The sequence below is a fragment of the Dyadobacter sp. HNCC25DJ184 genome, assembly GCF_056895215.1.
Genome location: NZ_JBXHAQ010000014.1, coordinates 34,278 through 58,849 on the forward strand (window position 1 = coordinate 34,278; position 24,572 = coordinate 58,849).

General features: G+C 45.8%; 21 protein-coding genes. 16 read left to right on the plus strand and 5 right to left on the minus strand.

Annotation, left to right across the window (positions count from 1 at the left end; all coding sequences use genetic code 11):
• Positions 1-95 precede the first annotated feature (95 nt).
• From AC1XUD_RS19745 to AC1XUD_RS19820, 16 genes are all read left to right on the plus strand, one after another.
• Positions 96-1,163 (plus strand): YncE family protein, encoded by a 1,068-nt coding sequence (locus AC1XUD_RS19745; protein ID WP_483362750.1) that lies wholly within the window; start codon positions 96-98, stop codon positions 1,161-1,163.
• Positions 1,164-1,199: 36 nt separating this feature from the next.
• Positions 1,200-1,748: a heavy metal-binding domain-containing protein gene (locus tag AC1XUD_RS19750; RefSeq protein ID WP_483362751.1), complete on the plus strand. Its 549-nt coding sequence runs from the start codon at positions 1,200-1,202 to the stop codon at positions 1,746-1,748.
• Between the two features lie 32 nt (positions 1,749-1,780).
• Complete coding sequence (locus tag AC1XUD_RS19755; RefSeq protein ID WP_483362752.1) at positions 1,781-2,446, plus strand: DUF2231 domain-containing protein; 666 nt, start codon at positions 1,781-1,783, stop codon at positions 2,444-2,446.
• 41 nt (positions 2,447-2,487) lie between these two features.
• Positions 2,488-3,777, plus strand: a complete 1,290-nt coding sequence (locus AC1XUD_RS19760; RefSeq protein ID WP_483362753.1) for an efflux RND transporter permease subunit — start codon at positions 2,488-2,490, stop codon at positions 3,775-3,777.
• 2 nt (positions 3,778-3,779) lie between these two features.
• Positions 3,780-5,714: an efflux RND transporter permease subunit gene (locus AC1XUD_RS19765; RefSeq protein ID WP_483362754.1), complete on the plus strand. Its 1,935-nt coding sequence runs from the start codon at positions 3,780-3,782 to the stop codon at positions 5,712-5,714.
• Positions 5,665-6,951, plus strand: coding sequence for a TolC family protein (locus AC1XUD_RS19770; protein ID WP_483362755.1), 1,287 nt, complete (start codon positions 5,665-5,667; stop codon positions 6,949-6,951). Before AC1XUD_RS19765 ends, AC1XUD_RS19770 begins: the two co-directional genes overlap by 50 nt.
• Entirely contained in the window at positions 6,929-8,251 is a 1,323-nt protein-coding gene (locus tag AC1XUD_RS19775; protein WP_483362756.1) for a heavy metal-binding domain-containing protein, read from the plus strand. The genes AC1XUD_RS19770 and AC1XUD_RS19775 overlap by 23 nt, the downstream gene beginning before the upstream one ends.
• 3 nt (positions 8,252-8,254) lie before the next feature.
• Positions 8,255-9,472 carry an efflux RND transporter periplasmic adaptor subunit gene (locus AC1XUD_RS19780; RefSeq protein ID WP_483362757.1) on the plus strand — a complete coding sequence of 406 codons (1,218 nt, stop codon included), beginning with the start codon at positions 8,255-8,257 and terminating at the stop codon, positions 9,470-9,472.
• A 28-nt stretch (positions 9,473-9,500) separates the two neighbouring features.
• Positions 9,501-10,064 (plus strand): DUF3347 domain-containing protein, encoded by a 564-nt coding sequence (locus AC1XUD_RS19785; protein ID WP_439556962.1) that lies wholly within the window; start codon positions 9,501-9,503, stop codon positions 10,062-10,064.
• 67 nt (positions 10,065-10,131) lie between these two features.
• Complete coding sequence (locus tag AC1XUD_RS19790) at positions 10,132-12,690, plus strand: multicopper oxidase domain-containing protein (RefSeq protein WP_483362758.1); 2,559 nt, start codon at positions 10,132-10,134, stop codon at positions 12,688-12,690.
• A 151-nt stretch (positions 12,691-12,841) separates the two neighbouring features.
• The gene (locus AC1XUD_RS19795) at positions 12,842-14,908 is read left to right on the plus strand and encodes a copper-translocating P-type ATPase (RefSeq protein ID WP_483362759.1); all 2,067 of its coding nucleotides are present in this window, start codon (positions 12,842-12,844) and stop codon (positions 14,906-14,908) included.
• Positions 14,909-14,919: 11 nt separating this feature from the next.
• Entirely contained in the window at positions 14,920-15,090 is a 171-nt protein-coding gene (locus tag AC1XUD_RS19800) for a hypothetical protein (RefSeq protein ID WP_483362760.1), read from the plus strand.
• Positions 15,091-15,233: 143 nt separating this feature from the next.
• Entirely contained in the window at positions 15,234-17,495 is a 2,262-nt protein-coding gene (locus tag AC1XUD_RS19805) for a heavy metal translocating P-type ATPase (protein WP_483362761.1), read from the plus strand.
• 45 nt (positions 17,496-17,540) lie between these two features.
• Complete coding sequence (locus AC1XUD_RS19810) at positions 17,541-17,750, plus strand: heavy-metal-associated domain-containing protein (protein ID WP_309993569.1); 210 nt, start codon at positions 17,541-17,543, stop codon at positions 17,748-17,750.
• Positions 17,751-17,840: 90 nt separating this feature from the next.
• A complete protein-coding gene (locus AC1XUD_RS19815) occupies positions 17,841-18,464 on the plus strand; it encodes a DUF305 domain-containing protein (protein ID WP_309993573.1) in 624 nt (207 codons plus the stop codon).
• A gap of 22 nt (positions 18,465-18,486) precedes the next feature.
• Positions 18,487-18,831 carry a four-helix bundle copper-binding protein gene (locus tag AC1XUD_RS19820; RefSeq protein WP_309993576.1) on the plus strand — a complete coding sequence of 115 codons (345 nt, stop codon included), beginning with the start codon at positions 18,487-18,489 and terminating at the stop codon, positions 18,829-18,831.
• 74 nt (positions 18,832-18,905) lie between these two features.
• On the opposite strand, the gene AC1XUD_RS19825 is transcribed toward AC1XUD_RS19820, so the two are convergent.
• From AC1XUD_RS19825 to AC1XUD_RS19845, 5 genes are all read right to left on the minus strand, one after another.
• A complete protein-coding gene (locus AC1XUD_RS19825) occupies positions 18,906-20,132 on the minus strand; it encodes a hypothetical protein (RefSeq protein WP_483362762.1) in 1,227 nt (408 codons plus the stop codon).
• Positions 20,129-20,572 carry a QcrA and Rieske domain-containing protein gene (locus AC1XUD_RS19830; RefSeq protein WP_309993583.1) on the minus strand — a complete coding sequence of 148 codons (444 nt, stop codon included), beginning with the start codon at positions 20,570-20,572 and terminating at the stop codon, positions 20,129-20,131. The genes AC1XUD_RS19825 and AC1XUD_RS19830 overlap by 4 nt, the downstream gene beginning before the upstream one ends.
• Before the next feature lies 1 nt (position 20,573).
• A complete protein-coding gene (locus AC1XUD_RS19835) occupies positions 20,574-21,770 on the minus strand; it encodes a di-heme oxidoredictase family protein (RefSeq protein ID WP_309993585.1) in 1,197 nt (398 codons plus the stop codon).
• Positions 21,771-21,905: 135 nt separating this feature from the next.
• The gene (locus tag AC1XUD_RS19840) at positions 21,906-23,936 is read right to left on the minus strand and encodes a heavy metal translocating P-type ATPase (protein WP_483362763.1); all 2,031 of its coding nucleotides are present in this window, start codon (positions 23,934-23,936) and stop codon (positions 21,906-21,908) included.
• Between the two features lie 13 nt (positions 23,937-23,949).
• A complete protein-coding gene (locus tag AC1XUD_RS19845) occupies positions 23,950-24,570 on the minus strand; it encodes a hypothetical protein (RefSeq protein WP_309993591.1) in 621 nt (206 codons plus the stop codon).
• Between the last annotated feature and the right edge of the window lie 2 nt (positions 24,571-24,572).

Sequence of the window (24,572 nt, forward strand, 5' to 3'; positions counted from 1 at the left end):
TTCTGTGCCAGGCAAATGTATTTGCCGGGCTCTTTGTGTTGCGCTCCTGTCAGCACTGATCAATCTTTCTTTCATTTTATTAACACACAAAATCTATGCTACGCATTACCTATGGCGCAATTCTGCTGCTTGCTATTACTTCGTTTTCTGCCTGTCGTAAACATGTTATGGATGATATGCCTATGGAAAAAAATATCGATTATCCCGCTGCTTATGTGGTCAATGGAGAAGATGCCACGATTTCTGTGATCCGGCTATCAGATCAAAAAGTTTCCGAAACTTTGGATCTGATGACCGGTTCTGCGGGAATGATCATGTGGCCACATCACATCTATCATCTTCAAAGTTTAGGTGAGCATAGGTTGACCGTTGCAGTTCCTGGAATGGATTTGAGCGCTGGCCACGCAGGAGGCATGGCAGGCATGACTGGGAGGGTGCTTGTTTTGGATGCTGTAAAGGGTACTGTTTTAAAAGATCTGGAAGTACCTGTCATGAATCACAACGCAGTATATTCTCCTGATGGCAAAGAGATATGGACATCTCAAATGGATATGGAAGGTAAAGTACTTGTCTATGATGCTGCTACCTACACCTTGAAAAATACAATCGCTGTGGGTATGGAGCCCGCAGAAGTGACATTTTCAGCAGATGGCTCTAAGGTTTACGTCGCTAACGGCGCCGATGATAACGTCTCGGTCATTAATCCTTCAAGCAAAGCAGTAATAACCACCATTCCTGTGGGCGATAACCCAGTTGCCGCATGGATCGGTTACGATGGCAAAATGTATGTGGACAACGAAGAAGGCCAAAGTATTAGTGTAATTGATGTAGCGACAGACAAGGTTGTTCAGACCATCGAACTTGGTTTTATGCCCGGCAGTGCCGCACATCTTGCTAAAAAAGAAGAATTATGGGTCACCGACCCGGATAACGCCAAAGTGCACTACTGGAAATGGGACAGTACTATGAAAGACTGGATGCATGGAGGAGTCTTTGATGCTGCGGCGGGTGCACATGCTATCGGCTTCACAACGGATGGCAATACTGCTTATGTCACCAACCAAATGGCGCAAAGTGTATCGCTTATCAATGTTTCCACCCATACCAAAATCAAAGATATTCCGGTCGGCAAAAAACCGAATGGGATCGTACTGAAACAATAATTACAAGTGATTTTTAACAGAAAACCAAACAGAACAATGAAACCATTTAACAAGATATCCGCTCTGCTCTTTGCAGCAATCTTTGCCTTCCCGGTCATCCTATTTGCCCAGGCTAACTATAAACAACCTATGAGCATTGCAAAAGATGGGAAGATCACTGATGCAGGCGGAACAACCATCGGATTGGTTACAAAGGACAAAATTGTACAGGATCATGACGGCCATAAGATTGCCTTTGTGGATGGGGAAGGAAACCTGGTCGATGCCAAAACCAACAAAAAAATGGGGCGGGTTGGTAAAAACGGAAAGACCTATTACGATGCAAATGGCGAAATCTATTTAACGGTAAAGGACAAAGGGGAAACCTGCGATATTTTAGATGCATCCGGCAATAAAATCGGAAATGTCCATTCCAGTTATAAAGGAATGGCCTGTGTTTTACATTGCTTTGAGAATGGTCTGGATGCCAGTCATAAAAAACCAGCGGTTGCTTCTACTGTATACGCCTGCCCAATGCACCCGGAGATCACCGGGAAAGAAGGGGATAGCTGCTCAAAGTGCCATATGAAGCTGGTCAAAAAATAGGTCAAATACATTCACTTTAACAGATCATCCCAATGAAAACAATGAGCAAAGTTTTCTTTTTGCTGACATGCATGTCGCTGCTGACAGCTTCGTTACTATTTGCCCACAACGGAAAAAAACACGGTAAAGCTAAGATAGACTCAGTCCAGGCGGTTGCGCCTGCTAGCCAGCACCAGCATGGCGGGCATGATAGTACAGCTATGCAAGTGGCTGTGAGCGCGGATGGTGATCATCAGCATGGCCTTAGTGAGTTTCCGACACTACACCCCTTGGTCGTACACTTCCCAATTGTCCTATTGATCTTTGCAGCCCTTCTCCAATGGGTTGGATTGTTGGTATACAAAAAGGAAATAACCATCGTTGCCTGGGCACTCTTACTATTAGGTTTTATCGGTGCTTACGCATCATCGACCTGGTTCCATGCCCACACAGCCCAGTTGCCACCGGCGGTTCAAGCTGTTCTGGAAGAGCATGAAAAGTATGCGTCTTATACACAATGGCTGTCAGGGATCGCACTACTGGTACAGTCGGTTAATTTGTTTTTCCTGAAAAGAAATGTTTGGATTAACGCTTCCATGGCTATACTCATGAGTGCGGCCGCATTCTTTGTTGCCTATACAGGGCATCATGGTGCAGAACTGGTCCATAAGCATGGCGTTGGGGCAAAAGGTTATTTACTGGAACAACATCATCACTAATAAATATTAGGACCTGCTAAGGGTAGGTTACAGAATTAAGTATGGTACATCGTATTATAGAATGGTCATTACAGAACCGGTTCATTGTACTGGTCTTATCGGCAGGACTGCTCGTATGGGGCACGTTTGCCATTAAGAAAAACCCTATTGATGCCATTCCGGATTTATCCGAAAACCAGGTGATTGTTTTTACCGAGTGGATGGGCCGGGGGCCCCAGTTAATTGAAGACCAGATTACCTACCCGTTGGTTACCAATCTTCAGGGGCTTCCTAAAATCAAATATGTACGTGGCACCTCCATGTTTGGGATGAGTTTTATTTATGTCATTTTCAATGATGACGTGGACGTATATTGGGCCCGTGAGCGGGTGCTGGAAAGATTAAGTACAGTATCCCGGTCGTTGCCCACCGGCGTCAGCCCACAGCTCGGCCCTGACGGGACAGGGGTCGGACATATACTCTGGTATACACTCGACGCACCTGAAATGGATTTGGGGGAACAAAGGGCTTTGCAGGACTGGTATATCAAGTTTGCCTTGCAGAACGTAGATGGGGTCAGTGAAATCGCCTCTTTTGGTGGTTTTCAAAAACAGTATCAAATTACACTAGACCCTAATAAGCTGCTTTATTACCGCTTATCTGTCCCAGAGGTAATAAATGCAGTCCGCGCCAATAATAATGAATCAGGCGGAAGGAAATTCGAATTAAGTGATATTGGCTACATTATCAAGACGTCGGGCTATCTTCAATCCATTGAGGAAATTGAAAATATACCGCTCAAAAACCAAGCCAGTGTCCCCATCAGAGTTTCAGATATAGCTTCCGTGCAGATGACAGGCGAAACCCGGCTCGGCATTTTTGATCAGGACGGGGAAGGAGAGCGGGTTGGGGGCATTGTGGTCATGCGATATGGAGAGAATGCGGCTGCTGTTATTGAAAAAGTAAAGACAAAAATGAGCGAAGCTGCCAAAGGTTTTCCCAAGGGCGTCAAATTCGATATAGTCTATGACCGGGGCGAGCTGATCCAGGAGTCCGTAGATTCTATCAAGCACACATTAATCGAAGAAATGATCGTAGTCTCACTGGTAGTGATCATCTTTCTTTTTCATTGGCGCAGTGCACTAAGTATTATCATCCAGATTCCTATTACCCTGGCGGCCAGCTTCATTTTATTGAATGCCTTTGGGATCTCATCTAACATCATGTCCTTAACCGGTATTGCCCTTGCTATCGGCGTAATCGTTGATAACGGCATTATTATGAGTGAGAATGCCTATAAGCATCTTTCCCAGCGGTATGAGCAGTGGCAGCATCAGCAGAAAACGACATAATTATGAAATGGTTTAAGAAAAGAAAAGATAAACAGCCTGACTGGATTACAGAATCCGAACGCCTGGCCATTATTGAAAAATCAAGCAAACAGGTATCCCGGGGAGTATTCTTTGCGACAGTCATTATTATTACATCTTTCCTTCCCGTATTTATGCTGACCGGACAAGAGGGTAAGCTGTTTCACCCTTTGGCTTACACGAAAACATTCATTTTGATCGTGGATGCTTTGCTTGTCATCACGCTGGCCCCGGTGCTGATATCCTTTATCATGAAAGGTAAGTTCCGGCCCGATCATGCCAATCCAGTCAACAGGGTTCTCGAACGTGTTTATGAGCCGGTGATCAGGGGCGTTTTAAAATGGCGCAAGACTACACTGGCTATCAACATCATTGCGCTTTTGGTCACTATACCGCTGCTGGCCAGTCTTGGGTCAGAGTTTATGCCACCACTCGATGAGCAGAGCATCCTTTTCATGCCTGTAACGCTGCCGGACATATCGAATTCAGAAGCCAAACGGATCCTGCAGGTACAGGACAAAATCATTAAATCCGTTCCTGAGGTTGATAAGGTATTGGGAAAAGCTGGAAGGGCAAGTACTGCTACCGACAACTCCCCCATCAGCATGATTGAGACGATCATCAAACTGAAACCAAAGTCCGAGTGGCGGGCCGGGATTACAAAGAAAGATATCATTACCGAGCTTGACGCTAAACTTCAGATACCGGGCGTGATCAACGGTTGGACCCAGCCGATCGTCAACCGGATCAACATGCTTTCGACCGGGATCCGCACTGACGTAGGCGTTAAAGTGTATGGGCAGAATTTGGATACCATCGCCAATGTGTCTGAAAGGGTTAAAACAGCGCTCGAAGGCACCGCAGGTATAAGTGATCTTTATGTAGAACCCGTGACAGGGGGAAAGTATTTGTCTATCAACCCAAGAAGAGAAGATCTGAGCCGATATGGGCTCGATATCGATGATGTAAACCAGGCCGTAGAATTTGCATTGGGAGGTGCGCCGGTAGGAAACACTATTGAGGGCAGAAAGCGGTTTTCAATCAGCGTCAGGCTTGCCCAAAATTACCGGAACAGCGTAGAAACCATCAAGAGGTTACCATTAATGTCGGCCACTATGGGGGAAGTACCCCTATCAGCAGTGGCTGATGTAGTATTCGAAAACGGCCCACCGATGATAGCCTCCGAGAATGCCATGCTGCGTGGCGCAGTATTGTTCAATGTCCGTGGCCGTGACCTGGGCGGAACTGTCCAGGAAGCCATAGAAAAGATCAGTAAATCAAATGGCATGCTTCCACCGGGATATTATCTGGAATGGAGCGGACAGTATGAAAACCTGATACGCGGCAAGCAGACACTTCTATGGATTGCTCCGGTGGTGCTGCTGATTATTTTCTTTTCACTGTATTTCGCTTTTCATTCCCTGCGCGAAGCTTTTTTAAGCTTGATCACTGTGCCCTTCGCCTTAATCGGTGGTGCGTATATGATCTATTTCTGGGGTGTTAACCTCTCGGTTGCAGTGGCCGTGGGTTTCATCGCGCTATTTGGTATTGCCGTAGAAACCGGTATCGTAATGGTTATCTATCTGAATGATGCCATGCAGCAACTGGTCACTAAAAAGGGGAATTCTGCTGAATCAATTACCAAGGATGACCTGCGCGAGTACGTAATCCATGGGGCGGTAAAACGGCTGCGGCCCAAGCTAATGACCGTGTGCGTTTCGCTGTTTGGGCTCGTGCCGGTACTCTGGGCCAACGGGGTAGGAACAGATGTGATGCAGCCTATTGTGCTGCCGATGATCGGAGGCGTACTTACATCATCTACGCACATCCTTCTGGTAACACCACTGATTTTTTTAATGACAAAGGAGTATGAGCTACGTAAATACGGAAAACTACAAATCCATGATACACAGCATTAAATATGTAAAATGGCTGGTCCTGTTTTTGCTGCCGCTCACAAGTTGGGCGCAAAAGCCGGTGTTTACACTGGATACTATTTTACAACGAATTGATAACAACAACCTGATGCTGCAGTCCTACGGGCTCAAAGCGGACAGTTACAAACATAGTGGTGATGCAGCCACAGCATGGATGCCGCCAATGGTAGGCCTGGGGACTTTCATGACCCCTTATCCCAATCAAATGATCATGGAATCCCGCGACAAAGGCAATCTGATGCTGCAGATCGAGCAGGATATACCAAATCCGGCAAAGCTCAGTGCAAAAAGGAGGTACATCGCTTCCCAGGGCAATGTGGAAAGGGCCAACCGTGATATTACCCTTAATACGTATAAGGCACAGGCAAAACGACTGTATTTCAATTGGCTCATAGCACGCCAGCGTATAAGCGTGCTTGAAGAGAATGAGAAAATTATGGTCATGATGAAAAAAATCGAGGAAGTCCGCTACCCGTATAACCAGTCACAACTTGGAGGGGTATTCCGGGCTGAATCGAAAATCCTGGAAAACCAGAATATGATCCGTATGCAGGAAGGCGCTATTGGAAAGGCAAAAGGATGGCTCAATAGCCTGATGAATGTAGTGGGTAATCAAGATTTTGAAATTGACACGACCTATAAACCTTCCTTCCAGCCGGCCATGTACTACGATACCGCTACGCTGGCTGACGCACGAATGGATGTTTTTAAAATGAATCAAAGTATCCGGTCCATGCAGCTTAATATCGAAAGCATGAAACAGCAAAAAAAACCGGATTTTAAAATCCGCTTTGACCACATGTACCCATTGGACGCAATGATGCCCAATGCTTACAGCGTAATGGGCATGCTTAGTATCCCGATAGCTCCCTGGTCATCTAAGATGTACAAGTCCGATATCAAAGCAATGCAGCTCAATATCCAAGGGATGCAGAAGGAGCGTTCTGCCATGCTGGTAGAAACCCAGGGAATGCTTTATGGTATGCAGTCAGAGATCGAGTCCATGCAAACCAGGGTCAGCACCATGCAGGAAAAAATAATCCCGGCCCTTCAAAAAGCAATGGACGCATATTTTGCCAATTATCAGGAGAATAAAGCCCAGCTACCTGTTGTAATAGATGCCTGGGAAGCTTTGACGATGATGCAAATGAATGTGCTGGACGAAAAATTGAAACTCTATGAAATGATTGTGGATTATGAAAAAGAAGTATATCGTTAGCCAGCTAATCGTGCTGTTACTGGCTACCGTATTTTTAAGCGCCTGTGAGAGTCAACCCCAAAAAGATGGGGATACGGCTCATGGGAAATCAGAGCAGTATACCTGTCCGATGCATCCGCAGGTAATTAGCAGCAAACCAGGCAAGTGCCCGGTCTGTGGCATGGGCCTGGTAGCAAAAGAGGCTAATAATGAGCTGATTGTTGATACTAGTTTCAATGCACTGTTAAAGCCGGTGAATGCCCAGGTGATTGCCGACATTCCACTGATCAATGCCGAAAGCGGGATGCGAATTTTTTCAGCCCAGGCACAAGGCGTTGTAACTTATGACAGCCGGAGCCAGGTCTCACTTTCATCCAGAGTCGGTGGCCGTATTGAAAAGCTGCTGATCAAATACAACTACCAGCCTGTCAGGAAAGGACAATTGGTGATGGAGGTTTATTCACCAGATCTGGCATCAGCTCAAAGGGAACTTTTGATGCTTGGTAACGATGAAGGCAGCCGGGATTTATTACTAAAAGCAAAACAGCGCCTGCTGTTGCTGGGAGTGACACCGGGGCAGATTGAGGATATTCTCAAGTCTGGAAATATCCTCTATAAGGTACCGGTATATAGTCCTGCCAATGGATACATCCTGGAACAATCAGCCAGCTTGCCGCAGGCGGGCGCGGCTATGACAGCGCCTTCCGGCAGTGATGGCGCGGCAATGGATGAGATGGCTGGCAGCTCAGCTGCATCAGCAGCTCCTACAAGGCCATTGGCGGCGGTTTCACCCGTCCTTTTGCGTGCCGGGCAATATGTTACAGCCGGACAAACCCTGTTTACTATTTATACGTCTCAGGGCTTGATTGCTGAATTCGCCTTATCGCCAGCTATATCTTCCCAAATCAAAACAGGACAAAAGTTGCTTTTTTATGCGGGCAATGACAAGGAAACGATGGCCAGTGGCCAGATTGGGTTGATCCAACCCGTCCTTCGAAGTGGCGAGAATTTCACCTTGGCCAGGGTTTATATTCCAGGAAAAAAGCTAACGCCCGGGCAACTGCTGACAGCGAGTATTCCCATTGTTTTTCAAAAAGGGTTATGGCTGGATAAAAAAGCGGTTTGGCAGAGCGGCAACAAGTCTATTGTATTTAAGCGACAAGGTAAAGTACTGGTACCTATGCAAATTAAAGCCGGGGCAGTTGTTGATGGGATGGTGCAAATACTATCGGATATCAAGGATTGGAAGGTAGCATCCAATGCCTCTTATTTGATAGACAGTGAAAGCTTCATTAAAGAAAACAGCATAGTTGAAAATTAAAATATGAAAAGAATCGCATTTTTAAAGCTAGCCACTTTTGCATCTTTTGCTCCTGGGATGCTTTTGATTGCTTGTAAAGATGATCAAAAAAAGCAAGCGGCAGAAGCCGGGCAGAAGACTTATACCTGTCCTATGCATCCACAAATAGTCCAGGACAAACCCGGCAGCTGTCCGATATGTGGGATGGACCTGGTTATCTTCGATAAAAGTAATAAGGATGCCTCTATCACGCTAGGCGAAAGTCAAATAGCATTGGCCAACATAACGACTATGACAATGGACAGTGGCCTTTTGTCAAATTCCAAAAGGCTCAATGGCCGTCTTGCTGTAAACCCTGACCAAACTGCTGTTGTATCCAGCCGCGTGGCAGGGCGTATCCAGGTGCTATATATCAAAGAAACCGGTGTACCAGTAAGGAAAGGACAGGCCCTTTACAAAATATACTCTGAACAGCTTTTGGCATTGCAGCAGGAATATTTGTTGGCATATGCCCAAATAAAGCAGTTCCCTTCCGACGCGCGGTTTGGAGCCATTGAAAAGGCCGCCCGTCAAAAACTGCGTTTATATGATCAAAGTGAAGAAGATATACAAGGCTTAACGACAAGCCAGGACCTGGAACCATACATTACTTACCGCGCACCGATCAGCGGCACAGTATCCGAGCTGTCAGTAACAGAAGGCCAGTATGTAAGTGAGGGGAGCGCGATACTGCGCCTTGAAGACTACTCTTCTTTATGGGTTGAAGCCGATATCTATCCAGCAGAAGCGGCCAGCATCCGAACGGGGCAAAAGGTACAAGTGCAGGTTACAGGCTGGGAAGATAATCCCCAGCCCATGCGCATCGACTTCATTATTCCGGCAATTCAGAGTGGCAGCCAGTTGATGCAGGCCCGGGGAACTGTTCCAAACCCAGGCAGCCGGTGGCAGCCAGGACTACAAGCTAATCTAATTTTACCCGTTGCCCAGGGCGGGACTGCCATGACTTTACCTGTCGATGCAGTGATCCATGATGCAAAAGGGGCACATGTATGGATTGAAACGAAGCCTGGTACTTTTTTGGCACGAATGGTCTCTACCGGAATCCAGAATGCTGACCTGGTTGAAATAAAGGAAGGCATTTCCAAAGACGAAAAAGTGGTTGTTACAGGTGCTTATCTTTTATATAGTGAATACATATTAAAAAAGGGGTCGGATCCCATGGCGCTGCATCAACATGAATAACCAATTTTTAACCATAAATTTTAGTAAGATGAAAAAAGCAACCAAATGGGCCCTGCCGGTGGCAATGATAGTATTTCTTTCGGCCTGCGGCAGCAAAAATGAAGAAGGTAACACCGGTTCCCATCAGGATTCAACAGCCCATGAGCACCATGAAGGCATGGATATGGGTGGCAAAGAAACAAGTAAAGTCGTATTGAAAGATGATAAGCTTGATGCAGTTTACCAGCACTATATTCATTTGACCACGGCTTTAATTAATTCAGATGAAGCAGAAGCAAAAATAGCCGCCAGTGCCATAGAAGCAGGTTTAGGCCAGATTCCGCAAGGATCCCAGGCCGCTAAAACAGCTTCTCAAATTACAGAGGCCAAAGGCATTGAATCCCAAAGGACTTTATATTCTGCACTAAGTGATGAGTTTATACCCCTGGTTAAAAAAGCCGGGTTGAACAGCGGCGAACTGTATGTTGATTTTTGTCCAATGGCAAACAAAGACAAAGGTGGCTATTGGTTGTCTGCGCAAAAAGAAATTAAAAACCCATACATGGGAAATAAGATGATTTCCTGCGGAGAGGTAAAGGAGACAATAAATTAACAGTGGTATGTATTGGATCAGGACATAGCCCTGATCCAATTTTCAACAACATTTAAAAACACTTCTGATGAAACTAATCACTATACTACTACTACTATTGCTGCCTGTTGGGGAAGCTTTCGCACAGCACCAACACGGTGCTGTATCACCCGTACCGACACCTGCTAAAAAACCGCTTTTAGAAAATTCAAAAGGTGGCAAGGTCGAATACCACCTGTATGTGAATGACACATTGGCTAACATCAGTGGCAAAAAAAAGGTCTCAGCGCTTGCCATGAATGGTCAGATCCCTGCACCGACCTTACATTTTACAGAGGGTGACACTGCCGTGATCCATGTGCATAATCTGATGCACCATGAAACTTCAATCCACTGGCATGGCCTTCTTTTGCCCAATAAAGAGGATGGCGTTCCTTATCTGACAACAGCCCCGGTCGAGCCGGGCGGGCAGTACACATTTACCTTTCCCCTTATTCAAAGCGGAACGTTTTGGTACCATTCCCATACCATGCTCCAGGAGCAAAGCGGATTGTATGGTTCAATCGTGATCCAGCCTAGAAAGAAAACGTATGAAGTAGACAGGGAGTTTGTGCTTTTGTTGTCGGACTGGACCGATGAGAACCCCCGGCGTGTACTGAATGCGTTAAAAAGGAATGACCCGGCTAGTGAGTGGTATTCAATTAAAAAAGGGTATGCCCAAAGCCTTGATAAGTTAATACAGCATAAAGGACTGGGCAACAGGCTAAAAAACGGCTGGAAACGTATGCCGCCCATGGATCTGTCTGATGTTTACTATGCCGCATTTCTGGCAAATGGAAAGCGCAAAGAAAGTATTCCGGATTTAAAGCCGGGCGATAAAGTCCGGTTACGTGTCATTAACGGCTCGGCTTCAACCTATTTTTATCTGCACGGCGGGGCAGGGAAGCTGGAATTGATTTCATCTGATGGCATCGACGTAAAGCCAATCAAAATAGATCGGTTGCTGATGGGCATCGCTGAAACTTATGATTTTCTGTTGACTGTACCAAAGGATAAAACCATGGAATTCAGGGCAACTGCCCAGGACGTGTCTGGATTTGCTTCTTTATATCTTGGGAAAGGGGATACGCTATCTGCTGCACCCATTCCCAGGCCAAATGTTTGGAATATGGATGAGATGATGATGAGCATGGCTGTTAATTTCCCGGATAGAATGAACCATTCAGCAATGGGCATGGATAAAATGGATCATAGCAAAATGAACATGGAACCCTCCCAAAAGAAACAGCCTGCCAGCAAACCCGAAAAGGGGCATGAGGGTATGGGCATGGGTAAAATAGATCATAGCAAAATGAACATGGAACCCTCCCAAAACAAGCAGCCTGCCAGCAAAACTAAAAAAGGGCATGAAGGTATGGACATGGACAAAATGGACCATAGCAAAATGAACATGGAACCCTCCCAAAACAAGCAGCCTGCCAGCAAAACTGAAAAAAGGCATGAAGGTATGGACATGGACAAAATGGACCATAGCAAAATGAACATGGAACCCTCCCAAAACAAGCAGCCTGCCAGCAAAACTGAAAAAGGGAATGAAGGTATGGACATGGACAAAATGGACCATAGCAAAATGAACATGGATGGGATGCAGATGGGTAAGACCGACTCACTGACCATCTTCAATTATGATTTATTAAGTGCAACCCAGAAATCAACCTTTGACAGCTCAAAACCTGTAAGAACTGTCCATTTAAAGTTGACTGGTAGTATGTTCCGTTACGTGTGGTCTATAAATAACAGAGTGCTCTCCCAAGCGGATAAAATCAGTATTAAAAAAGGGGAAGTCGTCAGGTTTGAGCTCGAAAACACTACGATGATGAACCACCCTATGCATTTACATGGCCATTATTTTAGGGTACTCAATAAAAACGAGGATTTCTCTCCTTTAAAGCACACCTTGGATGTGCCTCCAATGACAAGCATTACAATCGAGTTCGACGCAACGGAGGAAAAGGACTGGTTTTTTCATTGCCATATACTGTACCATATGATGAGCGGGATGGCCCGCATCGTCGAATATCAGGGAAGTAGCCGTGATACTTCTCTGGCCAGATATCCCCTCAAAAATTTGTTGAAGGAGGATAAGATGTGGTTTTTTTACGGAAGCATTGCAGCTAAATCGCATATGGCAGAAGCGAAGGCCAATTTTATTAATAGAAGCAGCGCCATCAGGTTCGAAGGAAATTATAACTATGGTTCTCAATATGAGGCCAATATCAGTTATGAAAGGTACATTGGAGACTGGCTGCGCCCCTATATTGGCTTTGGTGCTGTAAAACAGCGGTACTACAATATATTCAACGGGGAGCAAACCTTTGAGCAGGATTTTGACTTGCCGGTAATTGGAGTTCGGTATACACTCCCTTTTTTCATCGATGCTGATCTGCGTGTAAATTCCAATGGCCGGGTTCGTTTCGCCCTGGAAGGAGAAGAATGGCTGCTGCCTAAATTGTTTTTCAACTGGCGTATCAACACCGATAAAGAGTACCATCTGGACCTGGAATATATGCTCGGAAAATACATTTCCCTATCGGGTGGCTATGATTCCAGGTACAAACTGGGTGGGGGCTTGTTAGTAAGGTTCTAATAAGGGCGATTTCGTTACCATGTGCCAGGATTTTTCCCATTAGGTTGAAATCCTGGCAGTATACCAAGTTTTACGGGCCGACCAAAGATGTTGCTGCGGTTATTGCCTCTAAGTGCGTTTAAAGTTCCAGTTTTTAGACAAAATCAAATCAATGGAAAATCACCACCACCACGAGCATCATCCCAAAAAGCCAGCAGAAAGCATGCCGTCAATGACTGGATCTTCTCATGGGCACCACGGACCCACTGCGCAGGCTGATGAGCATAGCGACCATGATAAACATGCAGGGCATCACACCGAAGATTTTTTAAAGCGCTTTTGGATTTGTCTGGTCATCACTGTCCCGATCCTTTTGCTATCGCATATGATCCAGCAATGGGCCGGATTTAACTGGACGTTTGCAGGTGATCAATATGTGCTTTTGGCACTAAGTACGATCATTTACTTTTATGGAGGCTGGCCTTTTCTGACAGGCCTTATCAGGGAGCTGAAAAGCAAGAAATTAGGGATGATGACCCTGGTAGCAGTTGCTATTACTACCGCCTATGTGTATAGCGTAGCTGTCGTTTTTGGGCTGGAAGGGATGGATTTCTTTTGGGAGCTTGCTACTCTGATTGACATCATGCTGATCGGGCATTGGCTCGAAATGAAATCGCAAATGGCGGCTTCGCAGGCCTTGGAATCGCTGGTTGCTCTGCTTCCTTCAATGGTCCATGTTGAAAAAGATCATCAGGTAACTGACATCCCATTAAAAGACCTTCGCCGTGATGACATATTGCTTGTCAAACCCGGTGAAAAGGTCCCGGCAGATGGATTGATCCTGGAAGGTAATTCTTATGTGAATGAAAGCATGCTCACCGGGGAAAGCGTGCCCGTCCAAAAGCAGAAAGACGATAAAGTAATTGGCGGAGCAATCAACGGAGATGGTGTTCTGAAAGTCCAGGTTACAGGTGCTGGCAATGAAAGTTACTTACAAAAAGTAATTGACATGGTCAAGACTGCGCAAGGGGCTAAATCAAATACACAGAATTTAGCTGATAAGGTGGCGGGATGGTTAACATTGGTTTCCATTACTGTTGGCGTGGTCACTTTTATTGTTTGGTATACTGGCGGTCAGAATCTTGCATTTGCCCTGGAAAGGATGGTTACCGTTATGGTAACATCCTGCCCGCATGCATTGGGTGTCGCCATTCCCCTGGTGATCGCTATTTCAACCACACTATCTGCAACGCACGGTCTTTTGATCCGCAACCGTACAGCCTTTGAGAATGCCCGTAAATTGACAACCATCATTTTTGATAAAACCGGTACGCTTACGAAAGGCTCTCATGAGATTCAACAGATCATACCCATTGGAGATCAGTTTTCATCTGATCAGATATTGCAATATGCGGCGGCAATTCAGCAAAACTCCGAACACCATATTGCACATGGGGTCATGCGCAAGCTTAAAGAGAAAGGATTAGAGCTGTGGGCTTCGGCCGACTTCAACTACATGCAGGGAATTGGCGTAACAGGTACAGTAAACAATAAAAAGGTAGTGGCTGCCGGCCCCAATTATTTTATACAGGAAAACAACCCTGTACCTGCTATTCCGGATCAGGTAGACCAGGCGACTGACACTGTAAACTTTATTCTTATCGACGGCAAAACGGTTGGCATAATTACATTTGCGGACACTATCAGGGAGAGCGCAGCACAGGCAGTTGCCGAGCTGAAAAAAATGAATATCAAAACCTTTCTTTTGACCGGTGATAATGAGAAAATTGCGGAAGCGGTCAGTAGAAAGCTGAACATGGATGGGTATCTGGCTAATGTATTGCCCCATCAAAAGCAGGATAAGGTCAAGGAATTTCAAGATAAAGGAGAGATTGTTGCCATGACTGGCGATGGTGTTAATGATGCGCCCGCACTCGCACAAGCGGATGTAGGCATTGCCGTTGGTTCGGGCACCGATGTGGCAGCTGAAACCGCCGATATTATCCTGGTCAACAGCGACCCGATGGATGTAGTACAAATGATCACCTTCGGCAGGGCCACTTATAGAAAAATGGTCCAAAACCTGGCTTGGGCAATCGGTTACAACGTCATAGCAATCCCCTTGGCAGCCGGTGTGCTATATCCCAGTTTTATGTTAAGCCCTGCGATGGGAGCAGTCCTGATGAGTGCATCCACAATCGTGGTTGCCATTAATGCTAAGCTACTTAGGGTAAATTAAATGCTATGGCAATGACAAATCAACAATTTGATGAGCTTATTAAGAGCAGGCTGGAATCTTTCCGGCCTGTTTACCTGCGCAGGGACTGGCTTGAATTAAATGAGCGGCTGGAAAGACGTGCAAATAAAATGCCAAGGCCTTCTTATACAGCCGGACGCACTAAAGGAAAGCCGTCAAGGTAAGATCAGTGGCATTTCTCTGTATGTTAGCTGCATGAAGCGGTTTCTGATGAAGTTGATTTCACAAAACTATGCATATATCATACCTAATTGTGTAAGGAAATCTTGTGTGCTCCAGCTTAGTTTTGTATATATAAATCAAGACAATGGAAGCACTTATTTCAGATAAAGCAAGCATTAAAAAAGCTTCGGATAAATATATAAAGAAAACTTTCCCGGTCCTGGGCATGACTTGTGCTGCCTGTGCGGTAAGTGTGGAAAGCATGCTTAAATCCGCCAAGGGAGTCCACGATGCCGGCGTTAATTATGCCAATCAAACAGCCTGGGCTGAATATGACCAGACCCTTAAGGCTGTTGACTTACAAAATCTAATCCGCTCTGTGGGCTATGATCTGATTGTCGATTCACAGGATCCGCAACAGGAGCAGCATCAGGCCCAGCTCAAACATTACCAGCAGTTAAAAAAGCGCATTTTGTGGGCAGCGCTGCTGTCTGTACCAATTGTAATTATCGGAATGTTTTTCATGGACACAATGCCTTACGGGAATTGGATCATGATGGCCCTGTCAGCGCCGGTTGTATTTTATCTGGGACGAAGCTTTTTTACCAATGCCTTTAAACAAGCTAGGTACAGGAAAGCTAATATGGATACCCTTGTGGCACTAAGCACCGGGATTGCTTTTTTGTTTAGTGCTTTTAATACGATTTACCCGGAATTCTGGCACAATCAAGGTTTGCATGCACACGTCTATTTTGAGGCAGCAGCAGTTGTAATCGCTTTTATCTCCCTGGGAAAACTGTTAGAAGAAAAAGCAAAGTCCAATACTTCGTCGGCGATAAAAAAACTGATTGGCTTGCAGCCTAAAACTGTCAGGGCTATTGTTAATGGTGTAGAGCAGGAAATACCAATTGCGGCAGTAAAGCCTGATGATATCTTACTGGTAAAACCTGGTGAAAAAATCCCGGTTGATGGCATTGTAACAGATGGAAGATCATTTGTGGATGAAAGCATGATCAGTGGGGAGCCGGTTCCAGTTGAAAAAATTCAGGGAGAGTCTGTCTTTGCAGGGACAATTAATCAGAAGGGTAGCTTTCAGTTCAAAGCCCAAAAGGTAGGAGGTGATACGATCCTTGCCCAGATCATTAAAATGGTTCAAGAGGCTCAGGGTAGTAAAGCGCCGGTTCAGAAGCTTGTAGATAAGATAGCTGGTATTTTTGTGCCAATCGTGATCGGTATTGCTGTATTGACTTTTCTGACATGGATGCTGTTTGGATCAGAAAACGCTTTTACACATGCACTACTCACCTCTGTCACGGTGCTCGTAATTGCGTGCCCTTGCGCACTTGGGCTCGCAACGCCTACCGCAATCATGGTAGGTATCGGTAAAGGTGCAGAAAATAACATCCTGATTAAAGATGCCGAAAGTCTTGAATTAGGCCATAAAGTGAACGCGGTTATCCTTGATAAAACAGGTACGATTACGGAGGGTAAACCCGTTGTCACAGACATTTCCTGGAATGAAAATAACGAAGATCAAAGGTCATACAAGCAAATCCTGCATGCAATGGAAGGCCAATCTGAGCACCCATTAGCGGAAGCGGTGGTTGCTCATCTCCAAAAAGAAAGTTTCCTGGCCCTGCGTCTGGAAAAATTTGAAAGTATAACTGGTTTGGGAGTCAGCTCATTTTATGATGGAGGCCAATATTTCATTGGCAACCGCAAACTGATGGAGCTAAACACGATCAGCATAAGCAATAAGCTTTCCCATGAAGCAGAAGGATGGCAACAGCAGGCCAAAACAGTAATTTTCTTTGCAGACTCCCGGAAGGTCCTTGCAATCATTGCCATTGCCGATAAAATCAAACCTACTTCCCGCCAGGCCATTGAAACGCTACAAAACCGGGGGATCGACGTTTACATGCTTACCGGTGACAATAAACACACGGCAGCTGCCGTAGCAAAGCAGGTAGGCTTGAATCACTATAAAGCAGATGTGATGCCCTCTGAAAAAGCAGAGTTCGTAAAACAACTGCAAGCAGAAGGAAAAATTGTGGCTATGGTCGGGGACGGGATTAACGACAGTCATGCCCTGGCGCAGGCCGATGTCAGCATTGCCATGGGCAAAGGCTCGGACATTGCCATGGACGTAGCAAAAATGACATTGATTACATCCGATTTGAACATGGTGCCTAAAGCGCTGAAACTTTCAGCAAAAACAGTTAAAACGATCAAACAAAACCTGTTCTGGGCTTTTATATACAACCTGATAGGTATACCTGTTGCTGCGGGGCTGTTATACCCGTTTAATGGCTTTTTACTTGACCCAATGATTGCAGGAGCAGCAATGGCGCTCAGCTCAGTTTCTGTTGTAAGCAATAGTTTAAGGCTAAAAGCGGCAAAACTGTAGTATCTGAATTAGTAGAGTGATTATATAATCTAAAATAAATAACCAATGGAAACTTTAAAATTCAAAACAAATATCAAATGTGGGGGCTGTGTGGCAAAGGTTACGCCTGGTTTAAATGAAACAGCCGGGATCGATCAGTGGGAAGTTGATATTAATAACCCTGAAAAAATCCTTACTGTAACTAGCGACAGTAAGGAAGATCAAATCGTCGCAGCTGTTAAGGATGCCGGTTTTGCGATTGAGAAGATCGACTAATTATCAGTTGCCATCGCGCTGGCATAGTTGTTTTAAAATCATGGGACTGAATACCAGCTAATTTGAGTCTTTAAATTAAACGACAACCCCATGAAACCAACGTACAAAATGCTAGGGCTTGCAGCCCTGATGGCCTTTTCAACTGCATGTTCCGACGACGACGACGACAACAAAATTGAAGTCCAGGCCCATGACAAAAATCAAATGATGACTATCATGCACGATATGATGGATGAAATGCAAACAATGAAAGCCACACAGGACCCAGATATTGATTTTGCTACCATGATGAAAATGCATCACATGGGTGCCATTGATATGGCCAAACTGGAATTAGCATCTGGAAACAACAGTGAAATGAAGGCCAAAGCCCAAGCAATAATCGATGCACAACAAAAAGAAATTGCTCAGCTGGATTCTTTCCTGACCAAGGCTACACCTGCAAATATGAACATGGACTTCCATATGAAAATGATGGAGGGGATGGACCGTATGGGTAAACAATCGGACCTTCAAATCATCAATGGGAACATAGACCAGGACTTTGCCACCTTAATGATCGAGCATCACAAGAGTGCTACTGAAATGGCACAGATGCAATTATTAATGGGTAGAGATGCTGGCTTGAAAGAAATGTCTTCTATGATCATTGAAGAGCAGAACAAAGAAATAGCCGATTTCCAGACTTGGCTGCTGGCTAACAGAAATAATTAACCACCAATTAACCTTAATTCTTATGGCACATCAGCAATTTAAAGAATGTATCGAAGCTTGTGTGGCATGCGCTATCGCTTGCAGCCACTGTGCAACTGAATGTTTGAAAGAAGAGCACGTAGGACATATGGCAAAGTGCATCCAGCTTGATTTAGAGTGCGCCGCTATCTGCCGTAGTGCGGCCGAAGTAATGAGCCTTGGCAGCAGTTTTAGTGCGCACCTATGCCGTGTTTGTGCAGATGCCTGCAATGCTTGTGCAGAAGAATGCGAAAAACATGCAGAAATGGGCATGGATCATTGCCGTGAATGTGCAGAAGCTTGTCGTAACTGTGCTAAGGCTTGTGAAGAAATGGCTACTCCGGTATAAAGGACAGCAATGACTTGCAGGCTACTACAATATTTAGGTATGAACTATCTAAATTGTTAGGGACTTACCATCGATTAAAAATAGGTTGAAAAGCCAAACTGGAACCCGGCAGTTTGCGAGGCCGGGTTCCTTAATAAATCAGTGTGCCGTTCATAACGGTAATTGGCCCTGATGACGGTTTGCGCAGATGGCCGGAAGCTGATGGCCGGAACCAGCGCGTACACATGATCGGCGATCCTTAAACCTAGCTCCTGAAAGTTGCCAACATTGTAATCTGCATATTCCAGGCGCAGGGCAATATTGATCACGCTTTCGGACCAGCCGAGCATTTTGCCTTTTTTTATTGGCTGGACAATATCCAAAAACCCACCTTGCTGGCGGTTGCCAAATTGCTGTATGTAAGTATCCGGCACATCCACATAAGCCCAAACCCATTCCCCGTTCAGGTATGTGTCTTTCAAAATGGTCGAATTAACGTCAACTGCAATAAAATTAAGGTGCCTTTTCTTATCAAGGACAATACCATCATCTTTGAATTTGTTATAGACACCCCCCATCCAGGACAGGCCAATCTCTGCGATATTCCTGTGTTTAATGGCCATTTTAATGGTTTTCAAAGGGACACCATTAAAGCTTTCCTCGAAGCGTTCCGCGTTTGCTTTGCTGGCCGGGAACCACGTACGGTTCTGGTTGTTGTTGATGATTTTATCATTGAAGCCGTTGGAAAGATAGGCCTCATATGCCCAAACCCAGTTCTTTCGGGAATACTTACCGAAAACCCCAAAGCCTACATTGCTCCACGTGCTGGGTATGATGGTCGTCGATGAAACCGGCCGGCTTACGAATTCCCATTTGGGCCCATCATGGTTTTGGTTGAACGAACCGATCGGGTTCATGATCACCCCGCCGCGCAGGTTAAATAGCGGATTGAATTCCAGGTCCAGTGCGGCAAATTCGATATTGATTTCCCGCCCACCTTCCTCAAATTCTATTTCAGTCATAAACTTGATGCGCTGCCGCATGCTGGCAGACATAAACATGGTGAGCCGTGGCAATTGAAAAGAGAGGCCTTCACTTACCCCATTTGTGCTGAAATAGCTGCTATTGGCTTCCAGGTACCCGCCTATTGAAACCGGCAACTTTCCCATCTGCAAGAACGGGCGGTTGTAAACCGCATCCATATTCAGCTTCAACTTACTGGAATCCTGCTTGACGCGGGTAAAGAAAAAGCTGGTATCAGTCTGGCCGTAAAGAAGCTGGCAAAAAAAGACCAGATAAAAGGAGAATAGAAGTTTCTTCATGCCAGTAGGATATATACCGATGTTTCATCACTGCGGACACTGAATTTGCGCAAGTCCTCTTTTGCAGGACCTTTGGTCACTTTTCCGCTGCGGTCGTATTCACTTCCATGTGCAGAGCATGAAAGCGAGTCACCGTGCACACTGACTTCATTGCCTTGATGGCTGCATTTGAGCCAAACTGCTGTGTATTTATCGTTACCATCATCATATACGGCCACAGGAAATTTCAGGTTTTCTACGTTGACGACCACGACCTGGCGGGCTATCTTCTCTCCTGACTTTTTGGTTTGAAAAAACGAATCCTTCGGAAATGAAATGGTTTTGCCTGCTACAGTGCCTTGTACCGAATAGACGCTGGCGCACCCTGTCAGGGAAAAAGTCGCCGTTGATAATCCAAGGCATGAAATACCACACGCTTTAATAAATTGCTTTCTGTCCATTTTACAGAGATTTTAAAAATTTGATAAGATCTGCCTGCTCACCCTGAGCCAGTTTTTTAAAACGGTTCTTGCTCCCTTCCGCTTCCCCACCATGCATGTCAATGGCCTGCTCGATACTCCTTGCCCGGCCATCGTGCATCAAAAAGTACTGGCCGCCCTGGGAGTTGGGCGACAGACCAAGCCCCCACAGGGGCGGCGTCCTCCATTCGGATGTTTTCGCGCTTCCTTCGGTGTAACCATCGTCAAGCCCGCTGCCCATGTCATGCAGCAGCAGATCAGTATAGGGATTAAAAGTTTTATTGGAAAGGGCTGCTATTGGGGAAAGCCCTGTTTTCAGGGTTTGCCGGTGGCATCCCTGGCAACCCAGGTCTATAAACGTCTGCTTTCCTTGCTGTACCTGTGCGTCGCTTTGGTCCCTTTGGATTGGCGCTTTTAAGGTTTGTAAATAAAAGACCACATTGTTAATCGTCAGGTTTGAAATCTCTGGGTCAATTTCAAGGCCTGAGTAGACATCCTTGGGTGCAAAAGCCGAGCTGATACCTATATCCTGGCTGTATGCATTTACAGTCTGGTGAAGCAGGTTATAAGTAGCTGCTTTTTTACCGAAACGATGGATGTATTTGCCATTCTTAGGGATTGCATTGGGCAAGGCATTGATAAATGAAGGTAGGTTACCATAACTGGGCTCTCCCGTTATCCCGTCTTTATCCATGTCAGAGGGATCGGCCATTGCCAAAATATCTTCATCGGAAACCAGCTCAATAAACCCAAGTCCTGTATTGGAAGGGGGCGTGAACCTGGAAAAAGTAGCCCCAGCCGGTATCGACTCAGGTGTATAGCCAGGGATCGCCCTATTTTGTAGCTGTGGCCCACCCAAGTGCAGGAATTTATTGCCGGTCTGGTCAGTTTGGCCAAACCGGGTCAGCGTCGTAAACAATGTCCCTTTGCCGTCACCGGCGTGGCAGCTTCCGCAGCTCGTAGCTACAAAAACAGAACCTAAACCGGTTTCCCTGGTAAATATCTCATCATTGAAAGCCACATCACCTGCTAAAAAGCGGGTCTTTTCCGCAGATGAAAGCCCATCAATCGGACCGTCCAGGATCTGGTCGTCAGCTGGCAGCTTTGGTGTAATCCGCTCACAGGATACGATTAAAATGGCTTCGAGAATGATCGCAAAAATAAGTAACCGTTGATTCATTTAGATTATTCTTAACAAAGTTTTAGATAAGCCTAAACTTTTTATAAAGGTAGTTTAAATTTTTAAAAAGCAAATAATGGGCATAAAAAAACCTCCGGATGTCGCTCGGAGGTTTTCTAGTTGCATTACAGTAAGTTAGATCTCCTTTCTCTGAATTCGGAAGGCATTTAAGATCGCCAGTAGCGCCACGCCAACATCCGCAAAAACAGCTTCCCACAAAGTGGCGATCCCGCCTGCACCCAAAAGCAACACGATTGCCTTCACAGACATGGCAAGGATAATGTTTTGCCAAACAATGGAACGTGTGATCTTACCAGCCCGGATGGCGGAAACAATCCTGGATGGCTGGTCATTCTGGATTACTACATCCGCTGTTTCAATAGTCGCATCAGATCCCAGCCCGCCCATGGCAATGCCTGCATCGGCAAGGGCCACAACGGGGGCATCATTGACTCCGTCCCCGACAAAGGCCAAACGTTTACCGGCATCCTTGAAGGCCTGTACTTTCTCAACCTTGCCTTCCGGCAACAAATCCCCATATGCTTCATCGATGCCCAGTTCTTTGGCAACTTTTTGGGCAACAGCATTCTTGTCGCCAGAGAGCATTACCGTCTTAATGCCCAGGGCATGCATATCCTTGATGGCCTGGGCCGCATCTTCCTTGATTTCATCGGCAATGGTAATGTAGCCAGAATATTTGCCGTCAACAGCTACAACAACGATTGTCTCTTGGATTTGCTTGATTTCCTGGGGGTAGGTAATGGAAAATTTATCCAGCAATTTCAGGTTACCGGCTAGCAGCTCTTTACCTGCAACCTTGCCCTTTAAGCCATGCCCTGCTATCTCTTCGACATCAGTAGGATCTTCTAATTTTTTACCTTGCTGGTAGTCAATGACTGCCCTTGCTACCGGGTGCGTGGATACATTCTCCAAGGATGCGGTCAATCTCAGGAATTCTTCCTTGTCCATATCACTAACAACCTGCTGTACTTTGAATACCCCTTTGGTAAGCGTGCCGGTCTTGTCCATGACAATGGTATCCACCTTGGTCATCACATCCAGAAAGTTAGACCCTTTAAACAAAATCCCGTTACGGGAAGCCAGGCCAATACCACCAAAGTAGCCTAGGGGAATAGAGATTGTCAGCGCGCATGGACAGGAAATAACCAGGAAAACCATCCCGCGGTAAAGCCATTGGTTGAACACATAGTCATCTACAAAGAAGTACGGCAGCACCGTAATAGCCAAGGCCAAAAAGAAAACGATAGGCGTATAAATTTTGGCAAACTTGCTGATAAAAAGCTGCGTCGGTGCTTTTCTGGCCGTAGCATCCTGCACCATTTCCAAGATCCTGGAAAGCTTCGAATCTTTAAAAGCGGTCGTCACTTTGATCTCGATTGGCCTGTCCAGGTTGATCATTCCGGCAAGGACCGGGCTGCCTTTTTCTTTTGTATCGGGTTTAGACTCGCCTGTTAACGCAGCCGTATTGAAACTGGCCGATTCTGTCAGCAATTCGCTGTCCAGGGCGACTTTCTCACCTGGCTTGACCATGATGATATCGCCAATTACAGCATCAGAGGGGTTAATAACCTTGTTACCCTCGCTTCTCTTGACTGTTACCTTATCGGGACGAACGTCCAGTAGCGCTTTAATGGAGCGTTTCGAGCGGTTAACAGCCAGGTCTTGGAAGAGCTCGCCCAGCTCGTAAAAGATCATCACCGCAACACCTTCGGCAAACTCACCAATATAGAACGCCCCAAGCGTGGCAGTTGTCATTAAGGTAAACTCGTTGAAAAAATCTGCGCGCTTAACCCTTCTGAACGCAATTTGAATTGTTTTGTAGCCTGCCAGCACATAGGCAGCCACCATTAACCCTATCTCGACGGGCTTTGTTACCGGGATTTCGAGCACTTTGCTTACCAGCAAAAAACTAAGCAGGATTACAAGGCTCAGCCATAATGCCCACCGGCTTTTGATCAGGCTCTGGCTACCCCCTTGACCGCTATGATCGTGCCCATCGCCTTCGCTATGGTCGTGGTCATCATCATCTTCCTGATCATGATCTTCCCCTTCTGCATGATCATGGCCTTCGTGTTGCTGCTTTTTTGCTAATTCTGTATCAATTGGCTCCTGCTTTTCAGGCTCGTTGTTTTGGCTTTTTTCCATGATATAGTCCCTTTTAGATTTCTACAATAAAGTTTAATATGGCTAGGCTAATAAGCGTTAGCCCGGTGATGAGCTGCTCATAATGTTCCAGCCAATGGATATTGATGCTTTTAACGCCTTTACTTCCCAGGCTTACCATCAACATCATACCTGACAAGGTCAACACATTGTAAATCAATACAATTGTCAAAACCGCATACCATCCAATGGCCCCCGCGTTTAAGAAATAGGCATTGATCTCAAAGCAGGGTGAGAGAAACATCATCAGCATCAGTGACAACAGTATTCTGCGATGACTGCCATATTTCAATAACTTTTCGTCGATATGGCTATGTGCCTGATGGCGGTAATGCTGCATGATAAACCAGGTCCCCAGAAGCAGTAAAAACAAGGGTACAATCTTGCTTGCGATGACGCTTTGGTTCTCTGAAAGCTGAAAGCCTGCAAAGCTGACCATCAAACCAAAGATGGTCGTACTTAATGTATGCGCCGCCCCGGCCAAAAAGGTTGTATTTAAAACCTGCCGCCTGCTCCACCCCATTGACCTGCCAATGGTCACAAATGGGAGCCAATGGCTGGGGATCAGCGCATGGATTAGGCTAAGTGCAATACTGCCAAGGATGATCTGGTTCATAG